Below are 19,646 nucleotides of genomic sequence, written 5' to 3'. Positions count from 1 at the left end.
GGTGGGTGAATTCCCTGTTCCGGGCGCAGGGAATTGGCATCAGGAAATGGCGGAATTCTGCGGGTTTCAGGGCGTCCACGTTGGCTGGGACAGCCAAAAGAATTGCAAATTCCCAGTAGATTCCCTGTAAATCAGGGAAAACAGCGTAGAGACCGGTTCGCTCGCAACTGCGTCATTCACCATATTCTCGCTTCGTAATCGACCGGCGTTGGCCTTTGGCGCCTGCGTGCGCTAGCGCCGGGGGATGCACCTCGACGATCTGCTGATGCGCTATTTCGCGGCCCATGACCTTGCCTCGGTTCCGGCGGAGGCGCGGGCTGCCGGGGTGGAGCGGATGCTGGTGGATCTGGGCCTGGAGCGCGACCGGGGAGCGCGGTTCGCGCTGTGGTCGCTGCTTTACATGCTCGATGAGGCGCCGGCGCTCGACGTGGCGTTCCCGGATCCTGCCGACCGCGATGCCGCGCGCAATTTCATGGACCTGCTTGCGGCGAACGAGCCGGACGAGGGCGGCTGATGCCCTCCCTGCTCGATTTCGATGCGGCCGCGTTCCTGCGCGATTACTGGCAGCAGCGCCCCTTGCTGATCCGCAATCCGTGGCGCGAATGGTCGAACCCCATCGCGCCCGACGAACTGGCGGGCCTCGCGTGCGAGCCGGGGGTGGAATCGCGGCTGGTCACGCAGGCGCCCGACCGTTGGCAGCTCGAGCACGGACCCTTGCCGGAAACGCGCTTTGCCGAGATCGACCGACCAGGCTGGACGCTGCTGGTCCAGTCGGTCGACCACCATGTCCCCGAGGTGGCCGAGCTGCTCGAGCCGTTCCGGTTCATTCCCAATTGGCGGCTCGACGACGTCATGGTGAGCTACGCGGCTGACGGCGGCGGCGTGGGTGCGCATTTCGACCAGTACGACGTGTTCCTGATCCAGGGACTGGGCCGCCGTCGGTGGCAGGTTGGCGCGCGCTGCGACGATGCGACGCCGCTGCTTCCCTGCGACGACCTGCGCCGGCTCGCGCATTTCGAGCCGACCGACGAGTGGGTCCTCGAACCCGGCGACATGCTCTACGTGCCGCCGGGTTTCGGGCACAACGGGGTTGCGGTCGGCGACGACTGCATGACCTACTCTATCGGGTTCCGCGCACCGTCGCGCAGCGAACTGATCGCCGGTTGGACCGAGCATGTGCTCGAAGCGCTCGACGACGACGATCGCTACGGTGATATTGGGCTGGCCCTTCAGGACAACCCTGGCGAGATCGCGCCGCACGCCCTGGCTACGCTCCATGCAATGGTGTCGGATGCGTTGCTCGATCGGGAGGCTTTTGCGCGGTGGTTCGGGGAATACACCACCGAACCGAAGAACCACGAACTCGACTGGCAGCCCGAAGAGCCGCTCTCGGCGCAGGACGTGCATGCCGCCGCCGGGCGCGGGCTTCTCCTCGTTCGCAATCCCGCCAGCCGGTTTTCGTTCGTCCGCAACGGACCGAGCGACCTCACGCTGTTTGTCGACGGGATAGCCCACGATTGCCTTGGGCCGTCGGTCGGCTTCGCGGAGCGGTTGTGCGGCGGCGATCGAGTTCCTGTCGATGACGGGATGCTCGGTTCGGACGATGCGATGCGACTGGTTCTCGACCTGCTCAATGCCGGCAGCGTCGCGTTCGAAGACGACGGCTGACGCAGCCTCAGCGGCTCGGCAGGATGGGCGGGACCTCCCGCCATTCGCCCGGCCGCAGTCCGTGGAGCGACCAGCCGCCGATCGACCAGCGCACCAGTCGCAGGGTGGGATAGCCGACCGCGGCGGTCATCCGGCGGACCTGCCGGTTGCGGCCTTCGCGGATGGTCAACCGCAGCCAACTGTCGGGAATGGCCTTGCGGACACGGATCGGCGGGTCGCGTGGCCACAGCGTCGGCGGCGCTATGCGCTCGACATCGGCCGGCCGGGTGACGCCGTCCTTCAGCTTCACGCCCGTTCGCAGGCTGGCGAGTGCGGCTTCGCCGGGCTCGCCCTCGACCTGCACCAGGTAGGTCTTGGCAAGCTTGAAGCGCGGGTCGGCGATCCGCGCCTGCAATCGCCCGTCGTCGCACAGGACCAGCAGGCCTTCGCTGTCGTGGTCGAGCCGGCCGGCCGGATAGACGCCCGGAAGGTCGATGAACTGGGCCAGTGTCGGGCGCGGCGGGCCGGTGCGCTCGTCGGTGAACTGGGACAGGACGCCGTAAGGCTTGTTGAAGAGGATGAGCCGCGCCACGCCGATTAGCCCGCCCGGACGGGTCGCGGGATGCGTTTGCCCTTGGTCCGGCTCGTCAGGTGAAACTGGCCGCAGCGGTCGCAGCGGTAGTGGCGAAGCGTCAGTCCCGTAAGGCCCGCAGCCGCTATGGCGTCGTCCGGCGAAACGTAGCGGGCCTTGCGCCGACAGATGCTGAGGCGGGTGCGCAGGTCAGGCGACCTTGCGCTCGAGGCTTTCGGTCGCCTCGAGCCAGTCGCTCTCGGCCTGCTCCAATTCGGTTGCGAGCGAAGCGCGCCGTTGCAGCAGGTCGCCGGCAGACTTGCTGGCGAGATTGGCGGGGGCCGCACCGGGATCGATCAGCGCCGCATCGATCGCGGCGATCTGGGCCTGAAGGCGCGCGATCGCCTTTTCCGTCGCGGTGACCGCGCTGCGAGCCAGCCGCGCGTCCTCGCGGTCCTTGGCGCTCGCCTTGCCCTTGCCAGCCTTGGCGCCGCGACCTTCCTTCGGCTGGTTCCGGCCCAGCACGAAGTCGATGTAATCCTCGATACTGCCGGCGTACTCGGTGGCCGTCCCGTCATCGACGAGGACGAGGCGGTCGGCGGTCAGCTCGACCATGTGGCGGTCGTGGCTGATCAGGATGACCGCGCCGTCATAGTCGTTGAGCGCCTGAACCAGCGCCTCGCGGGCGTCGACGTCGAGGTGGTTCGTCGGCTCGTCGAGGATGAGGAGATGCGGCGCATCGCGCGTGATGAGCGCCAGGGCCAGCCGCGCGCGTTCCCCGCCCGAGAGCTTGCCGACCTTCGTCGTCGCGCGGTGGCCGGAAAAGCCGAAGCGGCCAAGCTGCGCGCGCACGGCGCCGGGGGTCTTGCCCTCCATCGCGCGGGTCATGTGCTCCAGCGGGGTTCCATCGGACGCGAGCTCTTCCACCTGGTACTGCGTGAAATAGCCCACCTTCATCCGGCCGGACGCCTGCATCGCGCCGTCCATCGGCGGCAACTGCGCGGCCAGCAGGCGAGCGAGGGTGGTCTTGCCGTTGCCGTTGCGGCCGAGCAGCGCGATGCGATCGTCCGGATCGATCCGCAGGTTCAGCCGCTGCAGGACGGGCGTGTCGCCGTATCCCACCGCCGCCAGGTCGAGCGTGATCAGCGGCGGGCGCATTTCCTCGGGGCTGGGGAAGTCGAAGCTGAGGCTGGGATCCTCGATCAGCGCCGCGATCGGCTGCATCTTGGCGAGCATCTTGGCGCGCGATTGCGCCTGCTTGGCGGTCGATGCGCGGGCGCTATTGCGGGCCACATAGTCCTGAAGCCGCGCCCGCTGCGCGTCCTGTGCGGCCTTCGCTGCGGCGAGCTGGGCCGCCCGCTCCGCGCGCTGGACCTCGAACGCGTCGTAGCCGCCCGGATACAGCGTCAGCTTGCCGTCCTGGAGATGGAGGATCGCGTTGACCACGTTGTTCAGCAGGTCGCGTTCGTGGCTGATGACGATCAGCGTGCCGGCGTACCCCTTCAGAAAGCTCTCGAGCCACAGCGTCGCTTCGAGGTCGAGGTGGTTCGACGGTTCGTCGAGCAGCAGGACGTCGGGCGCGGAAAACAGCAACGCGCCCAGCGCGACGCGCATCTTCCACCCGCCCGAGAAGCTGTCGAGCGGCTGCGCCTGCATCGTCTCGTCGAAACCGAGCCCGGTGAGGATGATCGCCGCGCGCGACGGGGCCGAATAGGCGTCGATCGCCAGAAGACGGTCGTGAATGTCGCCCAGCCGGTCAGCGTCGGTGCAAGTCTCCGCCTCCTCGAGCAGGAGGGTCCGCTCGACATCGCCCGCTAGGACCGCATCGAACGGCGAGATCGAGCCGCTCGGCGCTTCCTGCGCGATATAGCCCAGCCGGGCGCGGCGCGGCATCTCGACCGAACCGTCGTCTGGGTCGAGCTGGCCCACGAGCACCTTCATCAAGGTGGACTTGCCCGCGCCGTTGCGCCCGATCAAGCCGATCCGGCCGCCAGGGGGAATCGAGGCGGATGCGCCGTCGATGATCGTCCGGCCGCCAAGCCGCACCGTGATGTTGTTCAGGGTAATCATTGCGGCGCGCCCCTAGCAGGCGACGCGCATAATCCCAACCTGAGAACCGCAAGACCGCATCGCACCAAGCCGAAGGTGCGGGAGAAAGGCGGAACTCACGCCGCGCCCAGCCAGATCGCGGCGGCTGCCGCAAGGAAACTGGCGAGCGTGGCGCACGCGACCGGAGTGGCCGCGCGCCATCCCAGGCGCATGATCAGCGCCATGTCCGAACGCATCGCGGTCGCGATCACGGCGAACAGGAGCAGCGCCTTGGATGCGGTCATCATCGCGTCCTGCGCGGCGGCAGGCACGACGCCCGTGCTGTTCACCACTACCAACGCGATGAAGCCCAGGATGAACCACGGCAGCGTGATCCGGCGCCAGAGCGGCTGGCGCGAGTCCGCCGCCGAATTGCCGATCCACAGCGCGACGAGGATCATGACCGGTCCGAGCAGGGCGACGCGCGAGAGCTTGATGATCGTCGCCTCCGCGCCGGCCGCGTCGGAGTAGGTGAAGCCCCCGCCGATCGCCTGCGCGACGTCGTGGATCGATGCGCCGATCAGGAATCCGGCTTGGCTGTCAGTGAGCCCCATCTCGGCGGCGATCACGGGATAGAGCGACATGGCCAGCGCACTGGCAAGGCTGACGCCGACCAGCGTGAGGGCGAACTGCGCCTGGCTCAAGCGGTCGCGCCCGATCACGCCATAGAGCGCTAGCGCCGCGCTGGCGCCGCAGATTGCCGTCGCGCCGCCCGCCAGGATGCCGGCATAGCGGGACTGCCCGGATATCGCCGCACCGCCGACCCCGGCGAAGAACGCGGTGAGCATGATCGCGACCAGCGCCGCGAAAGGCCAAGGTCCAAGGTCGAGCACCTGCGCGATCGTCACCTGGAATCCGAGGGCTACGATTCCCCAGCGCAAGCAGGTCCGGCTGGCGAGGTCGAGACCTGGATGAGTCGCCTCTTCGGGGGCGACGAAATTGAGTGCGAGACCGATCAGCAACCCCAGGAGGATGATCGGGAAGCCATAGTGCTCGGCAAGCCAGGCAGAGGTTCCGGCGGCCACACCGACGACCGCGAGTCCCGGCAGGAAGCGCGACAGTGGCTTTCGCGGGGGGGCTTCGGCCGGCGCGGTTTCCGCCAGATAGATTTCACCGAACAGATCGCCGCCATAGGGCAGCGTGTCCCAGTCTATCGGCCCCTGGCGACCGCGATTGTCCGGCGGTGTCATATTATTCTTCCCTTACGCTCGCGAATGGGTATCGTGCAAGCCGGACGCGCCGCAAGGGCGTGGCGGGAGAGGCACGATGACCGACGGGGATAACGCGAGCGGCGCGCTCGCGGGCGGCGTCCAGGCGGCGAGCGAGGCGGACGAACGCGCCATCGCGCGGACCCGCAACTGGCTCATCGCATTGCTCTTTTTCGGGACGATCATCAACTACGTGGACCGCCAGGTCCTCTCGCTGCTCAAGCCGACGATCTCGGCCGAATACGGCTGGGGCGACGCGGAGTTCGCCCACTTCGCATCCGCCAGCCAGCTCGCCGCGGCCGGCGCGCTGCTGTTCGTCGGCTGGATCATCGACCGGTTCGGGGTGAAGCTCGCCTATGGCGCGGCGGTCGCCCTGTGGTCGGTCGCCGGAATGGCGCACGCGGTGGCGGCAACCGTATCGCAGTTCGTGACTGCGCGCGTTGCGCTCGTGGCGTTCGAGGCGGTGAACACGCCTGCAGCGGTCAAGGCGGCGGCGGAATACCTGCCGATCCGCCAGCGCACGATGGGCATGGGGATCGTCAACACGGCGCCCAACATCGGCAATATCCTCGCGCCGCTGACGGTGGTGCCGTTCGCGGTGATCTATGGCTGGAAGGCGGCGTTCATCGTCACCGGCCTGTTGGGCTTCGTGTGGCTCGCGGCGTGGATCTGGGGCACCCGCGACCTGCGGCCGCTGCCGCGCGCGGCCCGGCCCGAGGGCACGCCGGTGCGATCGTCCTACAGCGAAGCGTTCGCCGACCGGAAAACCTGGGCCATCGCCGGCGCGAAGGCGATCACCGACATGTTCTGGTGGTTCTTCACCTTCTGGCTGCCCGACCTGTTCAACAAGGTGTTCAACCTGTCGCAGACCGAGCTCGTGGGTCCGACTGCACTTGCGTTCTCGATGGCCGCCGTGGGCGCCCTGACGGCGGGCAAGCTGTTCGGGGTGCTGCTGGGCAAGGGCCGGTCGGTCAACGCAGCGCGCAAGACCAGCATGCTGTTGTACGGCCTGATCATCCTGCCGATCCCGCTCGCGCTGACGGTCGACAGTGCGTGGACCGCGGCGGCGATCATCGGGCTGGGCCTGTTCGCGCACCAGGGTTTCTCGACCAACATCTTCGGCTTTGCCGCCGATGCGATCCCGGCGCGCCGCGTGGCGACCGTGATGGCGATCGGCGCTATCGCCGGCAACGTCGCCGGGTTCGGCATCCAGGAGGCGACCGGCGCGCTGCTGACGTCCGGGATCGGCTATGCCCCGCTGTTCTGGGCGGCTGCGGTCGCCTACCTCACGGCGCTGGCGTGGATCCATCTGCTGGTGCCCAAGATCGTGGCCGAGGACGAGGGACAGTAGGCGCCACCCGAGGTCTCCACGGGCTCGCGCGTATGCGCTAGTGCATCGTGGATGCACGTGAACCACGACCCCGCCGATCCGCCCGCTGAGACCATCGCCTTCGACGACTTCCTGTGCGTCGATATCCGCGTGGGCCGGATCGTTTCGGCAGAGGAGTTTCCGGAGGCGCGCAAGCCTGCCTACAAGCTCGTGATCGATCTCGGTCCGGGCGTGGGTATCTGCAAATCTTCGGCGCAGATCTGCGCGCGCTACGGCATCGAGGACCTGCCAGGTCGCCTGGTCGCTGCCGTCGTGAATTTTCCGCCGCGTCAGATCGGCAAATTCATGTCCGAAGTGCTGACGGTCGGATTTGCGGATGGGGACGGAGAGGTCGTGTTGTTCGAACCCGACCACGACGTCCCGCTGGGTTCGCGCCTGTTCTAGGCAATCGAACGGCCGCGGAAGTTTCCCTCCGCGGCCGTCGATAGTGCCGTCAGTCAGCCTACTCGTTACCGGATGCGTGCACGCAGGCTGACGCCGAAATAGCGGTCCGCGTCGCGCGGAATCTGCAAGCGCTGGCCATTGCTGACGTTGAGCAGGGCGTAGCTCTCGTCGGTGATGTTGCGGGCGTGCAGGGTCAGGCGATAGCGGTCCTCGGCGTCCGAGAACCCGATCGAGGCATTCCAGATGCCGTAGGGATCGATCGGCCCGCTCTCGCCGAGGTCGGAGAACTGCTTGCTGACGTGGCGATAGTCGGTGTCGAGGTAGAGCTTCATCCCACCGAGGTCGCCCTCGTAACCCGCGCCCAGCGTGTAGACGAACTTCGGCGCCAGCGGAAGCTGCGTGCCGTTGCGCGCGTCGGGGGCGTTGGTCTGCGGGTTCGGGTTGAATTCCTTGACGAAGGCATCGGCATAGGCCGCGCTTGCGCGCAGCGTCAGTCCGTCGACCGGAACGGCCTGCAGGTCGACCTCGAAGCCCTGCGACTTGACCGTGCCGGCATTGGTCAGGTTGCTCACCACCGCTCCATTCAGCAGGACGAAGTTGTTCGCCTGGAAGCCGTCATACTCGACCATGAAGCCGGCGACGTTCAGCTGAACCCGGTTGTCGAAGAACTGCGTCTTCGCGCCGATCTCGAACGCGTCGGAGGTCTCTTCGTCGATCGGGATCGCGTTGGTCGGCGCGGTGTGGTTGAAGAAGACGTTGAACGCGGGCCCCTTGTAGCCGCGCGTGTAGCTGCCGTAGAGCATCACGTCGTCCGACGGGGTGATCTGCAGCACGGCCTTGCCGGACAGGTTGCCGTTGGTGCTGCTGCCGCGCGAAATGTTGGTGCCGTTCCCGCCGCTGGCGATTGTTCCGCCTGCCGGGGCGCCCGAAATGCCTGGTCCGGTCGCGGGAAGCCCGGTGGTCGCGTTTACGCCCGGCGCGCGGATGTGGATGAACGAAAGATCGTCCCACGTGTATCGCAGGCCACCGGTGAGCGCGAGCAGATCACTGAAGCGGAACGTTCCCTGTCCGAAGACCGCGAAGTTGGACGAACTGACGTCGCTTTCCGACGTAGCCGTGGGGAACAGCGTGTTGACCGTATCGAGCAGGTTGCATGGCCGTGCGCCGCTCGGCGCGACCGGCAAGGTCGAGGTGGCGCAGACGATATCCTCACGAGTGAAGATTTGGGTGTTGTCCGAATGCCATGCGAATGCTCCGACCTGATACGAGAACGGCATCGCGGTGTCGGACGCGATACGCGCCTCGAATGAAAGCTGGTCGGTGGTGACCAGACCTTCGTCGTGAAGCTCGTTAGTACCGACGATGGCGCGTGGCAGGAAGTCGCCCTCGCGAAGCTCGCGATTCTTCCAATTGCGATACCCGGTGACAACGCTCAACGTATGCGTGTCGGTCAGGTCGACATCCGCGCTGGCGGTGAAGCTGATCTGGGTGTCCTTCGTCTGTGTGACGAGATTGTGGTTCACGTAGCGCTGGTCCAGGCCCTGAGCGACACCGCCCGGCAACCCGAGTTCCGCGTCCAGCACGGCGCCGCGGCTGACGGTGGTTATGTCGGCGCAGCAATCATCGTTCGCGCGGAAATAGTCGGCAATCAAGCGCACGCGCGCCGCCGGGCCGTTGTAGTCCAGAATGCCGCGGACGCCGTAGTGCTCGTATCCGTTGACCTGGTTGTCGGTCCCGCCGAAGATATTGGTAATGTTGCCGTCGTAGTTGCCGTAGAACCCGGTAACGCGTGCGCTGACATCATCGCCCAAGGGCCCGGACAGCGAAGCGCGCAGGCGGTATTCGTCGCCTTCGTAATATTCGGCGCGCGCTTCGACCTCGAGGCTGTCGGTGCCACCCTTGGAGACGATGTTCACGAGGCCGGCGCTGGCGTTCTTGCCGAACAGGGTACCCTGCGGCCCGCGCAGGACTTCGAGGCGCTCCGCATCGACGAGGTCCATGAACGCCTGGCCCGAACGGCTGAGGACGATTCCGTCGACCACGGTCGACACGCTCGGCTCGGCAGCGATCGAGAAGGTGATCGTGCCCACGCCGCGCATCACGATCGCGCTGTTCGCGCTCGTTGTACCCTTGCGGAAGGTGACCGAGGGAACGAGTTGAGTAATGCCTTCGAGGCTGGTGGTGCCCGCGGCTTCGAGGCGATCCGAGGTCAGCGCGGTAATCGCGATCGGCACGTCCTGGACGTTCTCGGCGACCTTGTTGGCGGTGACGATGATCTCTTCGATGCCGCCGTCATCGACGGGCTCGGCGGCGTCCTGCGCAAAGGCCGGATTGGCCGCGGCGATTGCGATGATGCTGCCCGACAGCGCAAGCGCGCGCGAACGGAAACCCGTGCGGAACATGAAACCCCTCCCTGAGAAACACTTTCGTTGGCCCGGGAAATGCGCCCATTGACCCGATGTGTCAAGCGGTGTCATATGGCGCATGCCTGGTGCCTGCTTGAAGGTGGGCGTACGGTCGCTACGGGGGAGAATTTGGCGCAGTCGATCGAGTTCAAGGCCGTGGAAGACGGTTTCGAGCTGCTTTTCGGTGGCCGGACCGTGCTGCGCCATGCCCTGGATTGTCCTGCGCTGGCCATTGCCCGCGGAAGGCCCGATATCGAGATGGTGCGGGGCAACTTCCGGATCGACGATGCGCCGCAGGGCCGTCGCGAACTGGCGGCGTGGGACGCGTTCGATGGCGGCGTGCGCTTCGATGGCGCGCGCATCGAGTGGGACGGCCCTGCGCTGACGGTCACGTGCGACGATCCATCGTTCGACCGCATGTACTTCCGCTTCCACGCCGAGCTCGAAGAGTCCGTCTGGGGCGGCGGCGAGCAGATGAGCTACTTCGCGCTCAATGGCCGCCGTTTCCCGATGTGGACCAGCGAGCCGGGCGTGGGGCGCGACAAGTCGACCGAATTGACCCGCGCGATGGACGAAGCCGGAATGGCGGGTGGCGATTACTATCACACGAACTACCCGCAGCCGACGTTCCTGACCTCGCGCTGGATCGCGGTCCACCTCGACGAGACGTGCTACAGCGTCCTCGATTTCACTGACTCGAAAGCGCACGCGGTCGAAGTGTGGTCCGGCACGGCGCGGTTTGAACTGTTTGCCGCCGATGGGCCGAAGGGGCTGGTCGGCCAGCTTGCCGACCGCTTCGGCCGCCAGCCTCCGCTGCCCGACTGGGCGATCGGCGGGGCGATCGTGGGCCTCAAGTCCGGTGCATCGAGCTTCGACCGGCTGGAAAATTTCGTCGATGCCGGCGCGGCGATCGCGGGCCTTTGGTGCGAGGACTGGGCGGGTATCCGCGAAACGAGCTTCGGCCGCCGCCTGTTCTGGGACTGGCAGGTCGGCGCGCGCAGCGCCGCACGGTATCCCGATCTGGAGGCGCGGATCGCCGCGTTGGCGGACCGCGGCATACGGTTCATGGCCTATGCCAATCCGTACCTGTCGGTCGATGCGGACCTCTATGCAGAGGCTCTCGAAGGGGGGCACTTCTGCCTCGGTCTCGAAAGCGACGAACCGTACCTTGTCGATTTCGGTGAGTTCGATTGCGGCGTGGTCGATTTTACCCGCGAAGAGACCAAGGTCTGGTTCGCCGAGCGCATTCTGGGGCGCGAAATGCTCGATCGCGGGATCATGGGCTGGATGGCCGATTTCGGCGAGTATCTCCCCACCGATCTGCGCCTGGCCGACGGCAGCGACCCGATGGAGATGCACAACAGATGGCCCGTGCTCTGGGCCGAGGTCAACGCGATGGCTCTCGAAAGTCGCGGCAAGACCGGCGATGCGGTATTCTTCATGCGCGCCGGTTTCTCGGGCGTGCAGGCGCATTGCCCGTTGCTGTGGGCGGGCGACCAGAGCGTCGATTTCACCCGCCACGACGGGATCGGCACCGTCGTCACCGGGGCGCTGTCGGCGGGTCTTGTCGGCAACGCCTACAGCCATTCCGACTGCGGCGGCTACACCTCGCTGCTAGGAAACGTGCGGAGCGAGGAGCTGCTGCAGCGGTGGTGCGAACTCGCCGCATTCGCGCCGGTCATGCGCAGCCACGAAGGCAATCGGCCGGACGAAAACCTGCAATACGACAGCACGCCCGAACTGCTGGCCTGCTTCGCGCGCTGGAGCCGGGTCCATGCCGCGCTGACGCCTTATGTCCGCGCGTTGAGCGACGAGGCCGCCGCGACCGGCCTTCCGCTCCAGCGCCCCCTGTTCCTCGAATATCCCGACGACCCCGCGCTGTTTGCGGTGCAGGACCAGTATCTTTACGGGGCGGACATGATCGTCGCTCCCGTGATCGAGGAAGGTGCCAGCCAGCGTAAGGTGATCCTGCCCGGCAGCGGGCCGTGGATCCATGTATGGTCGGGCGAAAGGTATATGCCCGGCACTCACACCGTCGACGCGCCGATCGGCTTTCCGCCGGTGTTCTATCGGGAAGGCAGCGCATTCGCGCCGGTCTTCGCACGGCTGCCGGGGGCGCTCGCAGGATGAGCCGATCGAACATTCGCGATGTGGCCGCGCGCGCCGGAGTGGCGGTCAAAACTGTCAGCCGGGTGCTGAACGGTCATCCCTACGTCAGCGAGGCGACGCGTCAGCGGGTCGAGGCTGCGATGGCCGACCTCGATTTCCGACCCAGCGTCGCGGCGCGCATCCTGTCGGGCGCGAAATCGAACCAGGTCGCGCTGATCTACGACAACCACAGCCCTTATTATACCTTCCAGATCCAGAAGGGCTGCTGGGACTATTGCCACGCGAAGGGCATCCGCTTGCTCGCGCAGCCGGTCGACGTCGACGATCCGGCGGTCGGGGCCGAAGTGCGCGGGCTGATCTCGGAAACCCACGTCGACGGGATCATCTTGTCATCCCCGGTGACCGACTGCGCCGCCGTGCTGGCGGTGCTCGATACGCTCGACATTCCGTTCGTGCGCATTTCGCCGGGGACCAACCACGCGCTGACCAGTTCGGTGTTCATGGACGACGTCCAGGCGGGCGACGACATGACGACGCACCTCGTGAACCAGGGCCACCGCCGGATTGGCTTCGTGAAAGGGCACCCCAGCCACATGGCGAGCGAGGAGCGGCTCTACGGCTATCGCAAGGCGCTCGACCGCGTGGGCATCGGCTTCGAGCCGGCGCTGGTGATCGACGGCGAGTTCGATTTTGACAGCGGGGTGCGTGCGGCCGCAGCGCTGCTCGACATGCCCGAACCGCCCACCGCGATCTTTGCCTCGAACGACGACATGGCCGCCGGCGTACTGGCCGAAGCGCACACGCGGGGGATCGACGTGCCGTCCAGGCTCTCGGTCGCAGGGTTCGACGATACCACTCTGGCGCGGACCGTCTGGCCGCCGCTGACCACGATCCACCAGCCGATGGCCGAACTGGCGCACACGGCTGCGGAAATCCTCATCGCGGGCGGCGAGATCAGCCACCGCCGCCTGCCGCACCAACTCATCGAGCGCGCATCGGTCGCGCCGCCCTTCCGGAGACCTGCATGAGCCTTTTGACCGCCCCTCCTGTCACCCGTTCGCTCGGGTCGAGCGGGATCGGGATATCGCCGATCGCCTGGGGGATGTGGCGGCTTGCCGAGGGCGGGCGCAGCGCGGGCGAAGCGGCGCGCCTCGTCCATGCGGCGCTCGATGCCGGGATCACCCTGCTCGACACCGCCGACATCTACGGCTTCGACGGGCAAGCCGGCTTCGGCGATGCCGAGGCATTGCTGGGAGAGGTCCTGGCGGCCGAACCGGGACTGCGCGGCCGCATGGTCCTGGCGACCAAGGGCGGCATCCGTCCGCCGCTGCCATATGACCAGTCGCCCGAATACATCGCGCAGGCGATCGACGATTCGTTGCGACGCCTCCGGGTGGACACGATCGACCTGTGGCAGGTCCATCGTCCCGACATTCTCGCCCATCCCCAGGAAGTGGCCCGCGCGCTCGAAAACGCGGTGTCGACCGGCAAGGTTCGCGCGCTGGGCGTGTCCAACTTCACGCAAGCGCAGACCGAAGCGCTGAGCCATTTCCTCGGCCAGCCGATCGCGACGACCCAGCCCGAGATCAGCCCGCTGCGGATCGAGCCGTTCGAGAACGGCGAACTCGACCAGGCGATGCGGATGGGCATGACTCCGCTGGCATGGTCTCCGCTTGGCGGAGGTCGGCTGCTGTCGCCCCAAACCCCGCGCGACAAGGCGGTCGCGGCCGAGCTCGACCGTGTGGCGCAGGAGCAGGGCGTCGGCCGCAGCGTCGCGGCCTACGGCTGGTTGATTGCGCACCCCGCCGGGATCGTTCCCATCGTCGGATCGCAGAGCGCGGACCGCATTGCCGAGGCGGCGCGGGCGCTCGCCATGCGCTGGACGCGGCAGGATTGGTACGCGGTGCTCGTCGCCGCGCGAGGAGAGAGGTTGCCATGACCCAGGCCCAACAATGCGAGATCGCGTGGTTTTCCGCGCTGTGCGATGACGACTACGAGTTCCTCGGTGTCCCCGATCCGCAGCTCCAGTCGAGCTGGGAGCACTGCCGCAACATCGTGCTGCGCGCCGAAGAGGGCGGGTTCGACAATATCCTGCTGCCGTCGGGCTATCAGCTCGGCCTCGATACGACCGTGTTCGCCGCAGCGATGGCGCCGATGCTCCAGCGCATGAAGCTGCTGTGGGCGACCCGCATCGGCGAGGACTGGCCGCCGCAGCTTGCGCGCAGGATCGCGACGCTCGACCGGATTCTCGGCCCCAATGCCGCCGGCACAGCCGGGCGCCTCAACGTGAACATCATCTCGTCCGACATGCCGGGCCAGTCGATGCCGGGCGGTCCGCGCTATGGCCGCGCCACCGAGGTGATGAAGATCGTCCGTGCGCTTTTGAACGGCGAGAGCATCGACCACCAAGGCGAGCACTATCAGCTCACGCTCGACCCGCCGCGCGTGACGACGATCAGCGGCAAGTGCCCGCCGTTCTACTTCGGCGGCCTGTCCCACGAGGCGCGCGAGTGCGCGGCCGAAGCGTGCGACGTGTACCTCATGTGGCCCGATACGATGGACAAGGTGCGCGAGAACATCGCCGACCTGACGCAGCGCGCCGCGAAGTATGGCCGCACGCTCAAGTTCGGATACCGCGTGCACGTCATCGTGCGCGAGACCGAAGACGAGGCGCGGGCCTATGCCGACCGGCTTCTGTCCAAGCTCGACGACGAGAAGGGCCGCGCGATCCGCGAAGCCTCGCTCGACGCGAAGAACTACGGCGTGCAGCGGCAGGCCGAACTGCGCGGCGCGGCGGACGGGGACGGCTTCGTCGAGGAAAACCTGTGGACCGGTATCGGCCGGGCCCGCTCTGGCTGCGGCGCCGCGATCGTCGGCACGCCCGACCAGGTGCTCGCGAAGCTGCGCGCCTACCAGGCGGAAGGGATCGAGGCGTTCATCCTCTCGGGCTATCCTCACGTGAACGAGTGCGACATGTTCGCACGCTACGTGCTGCCGCATATCGAGCATGGTCCGCTCAAGTTCGACTGATCCGGTGAGCGAAGCGGACACCCTCTACGACCTTGCCGTGATCGGCGGCGGGGTGAACGGCTGCGGGATCGCCCGCGACGCCGCGGGCAGGGGCGCCAAGGTGCTGTTGCTCGAAGCGGACGATCTGGCCTGTGGAACGTCGTCGGCGTCGACCAAGCTCATTCACGGCGGCCTGCGCTACCTCGAGCATTACGAGTTCGGACTGGTGCGCGAGAGCCTATCGGAGCGCGAGCGGCTGTGGGGCATCGCGCCGCACATCGCCTGGCCGATGCGCTTCGTGTTGCCGCACGTGCCCGGCCTGCGGCCTCGCTGGCTGGTGCGGACAGGGCTGTTCCTCTACGACCATATCGGAGGTCGCAAACGCCTGCCGGCGACCGAGACGGTATCGCTCGCCAGCCATCCGGCGGGCGCATCGCTCAAGCCGGAATTCACCACGGCCTTCGTCTATTCCGATTGCTGGGTCGACGATGCGCGCCTCGTCGTGCTCAACGCGCGCGACGCGGCCGATCGCGGCGCGGAGGTGCGAACCCGGAGCCGGGTGACCGCGATGCGCCGCGATGGCGAGCGATGGCGGATCGAGGCCGGCGGCGAGACCTTCCGCGTGCGGGCCGTGGTCAATGCGGCGGGGCCGGGCGTCATCGACCTGCTGACCGGAAGCGGGCTCCAGCCGGACAAGGCGATGCGTTTGGTGCGCGGCTCGCACATCGTGGTGCGCAAGCTGTTCGATCATCCGTTCTCGTATTTCTTCCAGCTCCCCGACGGACGGATCTTCTTCGGGATTCCTTACGAGCAGGATTTCACCCTGATCGGCACCACCGACGTCGATCACGACAGCGGCCCGATCGAAGCCAGCGCCGAGGAAATCGCGTATCTTTGCGAGGGCGCCAGCCGGTTCTTCCGCCAGCCTGTGACACCGGACGATGTCGTGTGGACGTACTCCGGCGTGCGTCCGCTGATCGACGACGGATCGGGCCGGCCCGAGGCGGCGACGCGGGGCTACGACCTCGACCTGTCCGATGCCGACGAAGGCGCGCCGCTGCTGTCGATCTATGGCGGCAAGATCACGACCTATCGCCATCTGGCGGCAGAGGCGGTCGAAACGCTCGGCGCAAGACTGCCGGTGCTGCGGGGCGACGACTGGACCGGCGAGAAGCCGCTGCCCGGCGGCGATTTCGCCGTCGACGGCGTGGCCGCGCTCGAGGCCGAGTTCGTGCACCGATTCCCCTTCCTGTCCGGCGCGTCGCACCGCATCGTGCGCGCCTACGGGACGACCGCGCTGCCCATTTTCGATGGCGCTTCGTGCCTTGCCGACTGTGGACGCGATTTCGGCCACGGACTGACGGAGCAGGAGGTGCGCCACCTGATCACACGGGAATGGGCGCGCACGGCCGAGGACGTGCTATGGCGCCGCACCAAGCTCGGCCTTCGCTTCGGCCCCGAAGAAGCCGCCAGCCTCGACGAATTCATCAAGCAGGAGTGCCCCCAATGACCACCCGTATCGTCGGCATCGGCGGCACCGTGAACACCGGCAGTTCGACCGAACAGGCCATGCGCCTCGCCGCCGCCGCGGCCGAAGCCGCCGGCGCCGAAGTGACGATCTTCGGCGGCGATTACCTGCGCGGCCTGCCGCACTATCGCGGCGAGGGTTACGGCATTCAGGACGGCGCCGAATTCGTCGAGGCGGTGCGGCAGGCCGACGGCCTCATCATCTCCGCGCCCGGATATCACGGCAGCATCTCGGGCCTCGTCAAGAACGCACTCGATTACCTCGAGGACCTGGCCAAGGACGAGCGCCCCTATCTCGACGGCCGTGCGGTCGGGCTGATCGCCACCGCCTATGGCGACCAGGCGACGATGAGCACGCTGCAGACGCTGCGCTCCGTCGTTCACGCGCTGCGCGGCTGGCCGACCCCGATGGGCGCCACCGTGCGGGTGTATCACGGGTTGTTCTCGCCCGACGGCGAATGCCTGGAAGACCGTGCCCGGATGCAGATCGAGCTCGTCGGCCAGCAGACCTATCGCGGCGCCTGCGCCTTGTCGCAGGGGGAGTGCAATCAATGAGCGGGGCGCTGCAATCGGCTCTCGATGCCCTGGCCGAGGGACGCATCATCGTTATCACCGGGGACCGGCTGCGCGGCGGGGACATCGATTTCTGCGTGGCGGCGCGCCATGTCAGCGCAGACGCGGTGAACTTCCTCGCCACGCACGGGCGCGGCCTCGTGTGCCTCGCGCTGACTCCGGCGCGCGCGGTGCGACTCGGCATCGAACTGATCAATCCGGGGCGTGAGAACCAGTCGGGCCGGCCGCACGGTCGATCTATCGAGGCGGCGAGCGGCGTGTCGACCGGCATCTCGGCTGCGGACAGGGCGCACACGATCGCGGTCGCGGTGGCGGACGGCGCGACCGCGAGCGACATCGTTTCGCCGGGTCACGTGTTTCCGCTGATCACGGCCGAAGGTGGCGTTGCCGAACGCCCCGCAGCCGCCGAGGCGGCGATCGAGCTGTGCCGCCGCGCGGGCGCGGGCGACGCGGCGGTCATCTGCTCGATCATGCGCGACGACGGGGAGATGGCCCGGATCGACGACATGGCCGGCTTCCTGGCGCGCCATTCGATTCCCGTCGCCGATATCGGCGACCTGCTCGGCTAGAGCGGCTTGGAATCGAGCTTGCGCGCGAGGCCCACGCCTAGCGCAATGAGCGGCGGCACGAGGACGATCGACAGCGCTACCTTGGCCAGGACCTGCCCGATCAGCAGGCTCTCGATGGCGAATTCGCCGTAAAACGCCAGGGTGATGAAGATCACCGAGTCGATCGCCTGGCTCAAGGCCGAGGCGATCGCGCCGCGCGCCATGATGCCAAGCGTGGTGCCTTCTCCGCTGCCCCGCAGCTTGGAAAATATCCACACGTTGAGCAGCAGCGAGACGATGTAGGCGGCGGGTCCGGCCATCCACACCCGCCAGAGCTGTGAATGCACCCGTTCGAAAGCGGCAAGATCGTCGGCGCGGAACTCGACCATTTCCACCGAGGCGGGCAGGTTGAGGACGAGCTGCATCAGCAGCGACGACACCAGCAACGGGAGGAATCCCCACCACACGATCTTGCGCGCTATCGCGTCACCATAAAGCTGGGCCACGGTGCTGGAGATGACCACCAGGATCAGGAAGGCGAAGATGCCGGACTCGACCGCGAGCGACGTCGGCCACAAGGCGACCTGCTTGTAGGCCATGACGCCCGCAACCACCGTCATGCCGCCGTATAGCAGCAGATACACGAAAAGCGCGCGGGGGATGGTGTAAGTGGCGGCTGCCGGGGTCGCAGCGGGGGCGGGTTCACTCATGGCGGGCATTTGCCAGCGCGGTTCATAAAAGGAAAGCGCGCGCCTCTCGTGCTTGCGCGATTGCCTGTGGAGACCCAAAAGGGCCTGCCGCGCAGGGAGTGCGGAAATCCGGTTTCAATCGCAACCGGAGATCACTATGCGGGGGACCCATGCCGCCAATCGTCGCCAGCCTATTGGGGATCGTCGCGATCCTTGCCATCGCTTTCGTCCTGTCCAACGGAAAGCGTCGGATCAGCCTCCGGATCGTCGGCTCATCTTTTGCTCTGCAGGCCCTGCTGGCGTTCCTCGTGCTGCGGACGCCGTGGGGCGTCGCCGGCATCCAGCGCATGTCCGATGGCGTGGCCGCGCTGCTGAGCTACGCCAACGAAGGGACCGCATTCCTGTTCGGGCAGGACAATCCGCTTGCCAACACGTTTGCTCTCGGCGCGCTGCCGGTGATCGTGTTCTTCGCCGCCCTCGTATCCATCCTCTATCACCTGGGCATCATGCAGAAGCTGGTGCGCTGGCTGGGTGGGGCGATCGGCTGGGTCACCGGAGTCAGCCGGGTGGAAGCGCTGGGATCGGCGGCGAACATCTTCGTCGGCCAGTCCGAAAGCCCGCTCGTGGTGCGGCCCTACCTGGCGGCGCTCAGCCCCAGCCGGCTGTTCACCCTGATGACCGTCGGCATGGCCGGTGTCGCCGGAACGATTCTCGCTGCCTATGCGGGCCTGCTGGGCGAGGAATACCTGCCCTACCTTCTTGCCGCCGCCTTCATGTCGGCGCCCGGCGGCATCCTGATGGCCAAGATCATCATGCCGGACGACGAAGGCGACGGCGCCGCGATCGCCGCCGAAGGCAAGATCTTGCTCCCCGAAGCGCGCATCAGCGCCGAAGGGCCTGCGGCCCTGGTCGAGGGCGGCAAGGCGCACGAGGTCGAATTGGCCGAGACTTTCGAGGAAGGGCAGAAGCCCGCCAACGTGATCGAGGCGGCCGCCCAGGGCGCGCAGACCGGGGTCAAACTCGCGGTCGCCGTGGGTGCGATGGTGCTGGCGTTCGTCGCGCTGGTGGCGCTCGCCAACGGCATTCTCGGCGGAATCGGCAACATGCTCGGTTTCACCGGCTGGAGTTTCCAGGCAGCGCTCGGGGCCTTGTTCGCACCTGTCATGTTCCTCATCGGCGTGCCGTGGGACCAGGCGCCTGTCGCCGGCGGCCTGTTCGGCACCAAGGTGGTCCTCAACGAATTCGTGGCGTTCATCGATCTGGGCCAGATGGAAGCCTCGGTCCTGTCCGAACGCAGCCGCGCGATCGTGACGTTCGCGCTGTGCGGTTTCGCCAATTTCTCGTCGATCGCGATCCAGATGGCCGTGACCGGTGGCCTTGCCCCGAACCAGCGCCCGGTGATCGCCAAGCTGGGGCTGAAGGCGCTCGCCGCCGGATCGCTGTCCAACCTCATGAGCGCCGCGCTGGCCGGCCTTTTCCTTCCCTACTAGAGTCGTAG

At 67.0% G+C, this 19,646-nt stretch carries 17 protein-coding genes; 12 read left to right on the top strand and 5 right to left on the bottom strand.

The features are described 5' to 3' along the window. The first annotated feature begins 244 nt into the window (after positions 1–244). Positions 245–514, top strand: coding sequence for a hypothetical protein (locus tag AR323_RS14230; RefSeq protein WP_057884655.1), 270 nt, complete (start codon positions 245–247; stop codon positions 512–514). Then, the gene (locus AR323_RS14225; protein WP_057884654.1) at positions 514–1,668 is read left to right on the top strand and encodes a cupin domain-containing protein; all 1,155 of its coding nucleotides are present in this window, start codon (positions 514–516) and stop codon (positions 1,666–1,668) included. Before AR323_RS14230 ends, AR323_RS14225 begins: the two co-directional genes overlap by 1 nt. 7 nt (positions 1,669–1,675) lie before the next feature. Here the strand turns inward: AR323_RS14225 and AR323_RS14220 are convergent, their stop codons facing one another. The 3 genes from AR323_RS14220 to AR323_RS14210 all read right to left on the bottom strand — a co-directional run bounded on the left by AR323_RS14220 (position 1,676) and on the right by AR323_RS14210 (position 5,496). Further along, on the bottom strand, positions 1,676–2,239 hold the full coding sequence (locus AR323_RS14220) for a pseudouridine synthase (protein WP_057884653.1): 564 nt from the start codon (positions 2,237–2,239) through the stop codon (positions 1,676–1,678). 189 nt (positions 2,240–2,428) lie between these two features. Next, positions 2,429–4,288, bottom strand: coding sequence for an ABC-F family ATP-binding cassette domain-containing protein (locus tag AR323_RS14215; RefSeq protein WP_057884652.1), 1,860 nt, complete (start codon positions 4,286–4,288; stop codon positions 2,429–2,431). 95 nt (positions 4,289–4,383) lie between these two features. Next, positions 4,384–5,496 carry a YeiH family protein gene (locus AR323_RS14210; RefSeq protein ID WP_057884651.1) on the bottom strand — a complete coding sequence of 371 codons (1,113 nt, stop codon included), beginning with the start codon at positions 5,494–5,496 and terminating at the stop codon, positions 4,384–4,386. 76 nt (positions 5,497–5,572) lie between these two features. Here AR323_RS14210 and AR323_RS14205 point away from each other — a divergent pair, with 76 nt between their 5' ends. Beyond that, positions 5,573–6,865, top strand: coding sequence for an MFS transporter (locus AR323_RS14205; protein ID WP_083495474.1), 1,293 nt, complete (start codon positions 5,573–5,575; stop codon positions 6,863–6,865). A gap of 51 nt (positions 6,866–6,916) precedes the next feature. Further along, complete coding sequence (locus AR323_RS14200) at positions 6,917–7,288, top strand: tRNA-binding protein (RefSeq protein ID WP_057884650.1); 372 nt, start codon at positions 6,917–6,919, stop codon at positions 7,286–7,288. 65 nt (positions 7,289–7,353) lie between these two features. Here AR323_RS14200 and AR323_RS14195 read toward each other — a convergent pair whose 3' ends face one another. After that, positions 7,354–9,690, bottom strand: coding sequence for a TonB-dependent receptor (locus AR323_RS14195; RefSeq protein WP_057884649.1), 2,337 nt, complete (start codon positions 9,688–9,690; stop codon positions 7,354–7,356). Between the two features lie 75 nt (positions 9,691–9,765). Here AR323_RS14195 and AR323_RS14190 point away from each other — a divergent pair, with 75 nt between their 5' ends. Genes AR323_RS14190 through AR323_RS14160 form a run of 7 tightly spaced genes read left to right on the top strand, consistent with a single transcriptional unit; the run spans position 9,766 to position 17,480 of the window. Further along, complete coding sequence (locus tag AR323_RS14190; RefSeq protein ID WP_200956721.1) at positions 9,766–11,823, top strand: alpha-glucosidase; 2,058 nt, start codon at positions 9,766–9,768, stop codon at positions 11,821–11,823. Then, on the top strand, positions 11,820–12,830 hold the full coding sequence (locus AR323_RS14185; RefSeq protein WP_057884648.1) for a LacI family DNA-binding transcriptional regulator: 1,011 nt from the start codon (positions 11,820–11,822) through the stop codon (positions 12,828–12,830). The genes AR323_RS14190 and AR323_RS14185 overlap by 4 nt, the downstream gene beginning before the upstream one ends. Continuing rightward, positions 12,827–13,741: an aldo/keto reductase gene (locus tag AR323_RS14180; protein ID WP_057884647.1), complete on the top strand. Its 915-nt coding sequence runs from the start codon at positions 12,827–12,829 to the stop codon at positions 13,739–13,741. The genes AR323_RS14185 and AR323_RS14180 overlap by 4 nt, the downstream gene beginning before the upstream one ends. Then, positions 13,738–14,832, top strand: a complete 1,095-nt coding sequence (locus AR323_RS14175; protein WP_057884646.1) for an LLM class flavin-dependent oxidoreductase — start codon at positions 13,738–13,740, stop codon at positions 14,830–14,832. Before AR323_RS14180 ends, AR323_RS14175 begins: the two co-directional genes overlap by 4 nt. A gap of 4 nt (positions 14,833–14,836) precedes the next feature. Further along, positions 14,837–16,321, top strand: a complete 1,485-nt coding sequence (locus tag AR323_RS14170) for a glycerol-3-phosphate dehydrogenase (protein WP_235510658.1) — start codon at positions 14,837–14,839, stop codon at positions 16,319–16,321. Beyond that, positions 16,318–16,893, top strand: a complete 576-nt coding sequence (locus tag AR323_RS14165) for an NADPH-dependent FMN reductase (RefSeq protein WP_057884644.1) — start codon at positions 16,318–16,320, stop codon at positions 16,891–16,893. Before AR323_RS14170 ends, AR323_RS14165 begins: the two co-directional genes overlap by 4 nt. Continuing rightward, complete coding sequence (locus AR323_RS14160; RefSeq protein WP_057884643.1) at positions 16,890–17,480, top strand: 3,4-dihydroxy-2-butanone-4-phosphate synthase; 591 nt, start codon at positions 16,890–16,892, stop codon at positions 17,478–17,480. The genes AR323_RS14165 and AR323_RS14160 overlap by 4 nt, the downstream gene beginning before the upstream one ends. Here AR323_RS14160 and AR323_RS14155 read toward each other — a convergent pair. Next, entirely contained in the window at positions 17,477–18,169 is a 693-nt protein-coding gene (locus AR323_RS14155) for a queuosine precursor transporter (RefSeq protein WP_057884642.1), read from the bottom strand. The two genes, AR323_RS14160 and AR323_RS14155, sit on opposite strands and share 4 nt — an antisense overlap. A gap of 149 nt (positions 18,170–18,318) precedes the next feature. Between AR323_RS14155 and AR323_RS14150 the strand changes: the two genes are divergently transcribed. After that, on the top strand, positions 18,319–19,638 hold the full coding sequence (locus AR323_RS14150) for a NupC/NupG family nucleoside CNT transporter (RefSeq protein ID WP_057884641.1): 1,320 nt from the start codon (positions 18,319–18,321) through the stop codon (positions 19,636–19,638). The last annotated feature ends 8 nt before the right edge of the window (positions 19,639–19,646 follow it).

This window comes from Tsuneonella troitsensis (assembly GCF_001441535.1).
GTDB classification, from domain to species: domain Bacteria; phylum Pseudomonadota; class Alphaproteobacteria; order Sphingomonadales; family Sphingomonadaceae; genus Tsuneonella; species Tsuneonella troitsensis.
The sequence above is the reverse complement of the archived record's forward strand: the minus strand, read 5'-3'. Positions and strand labels throughout refer to the sequence as shown.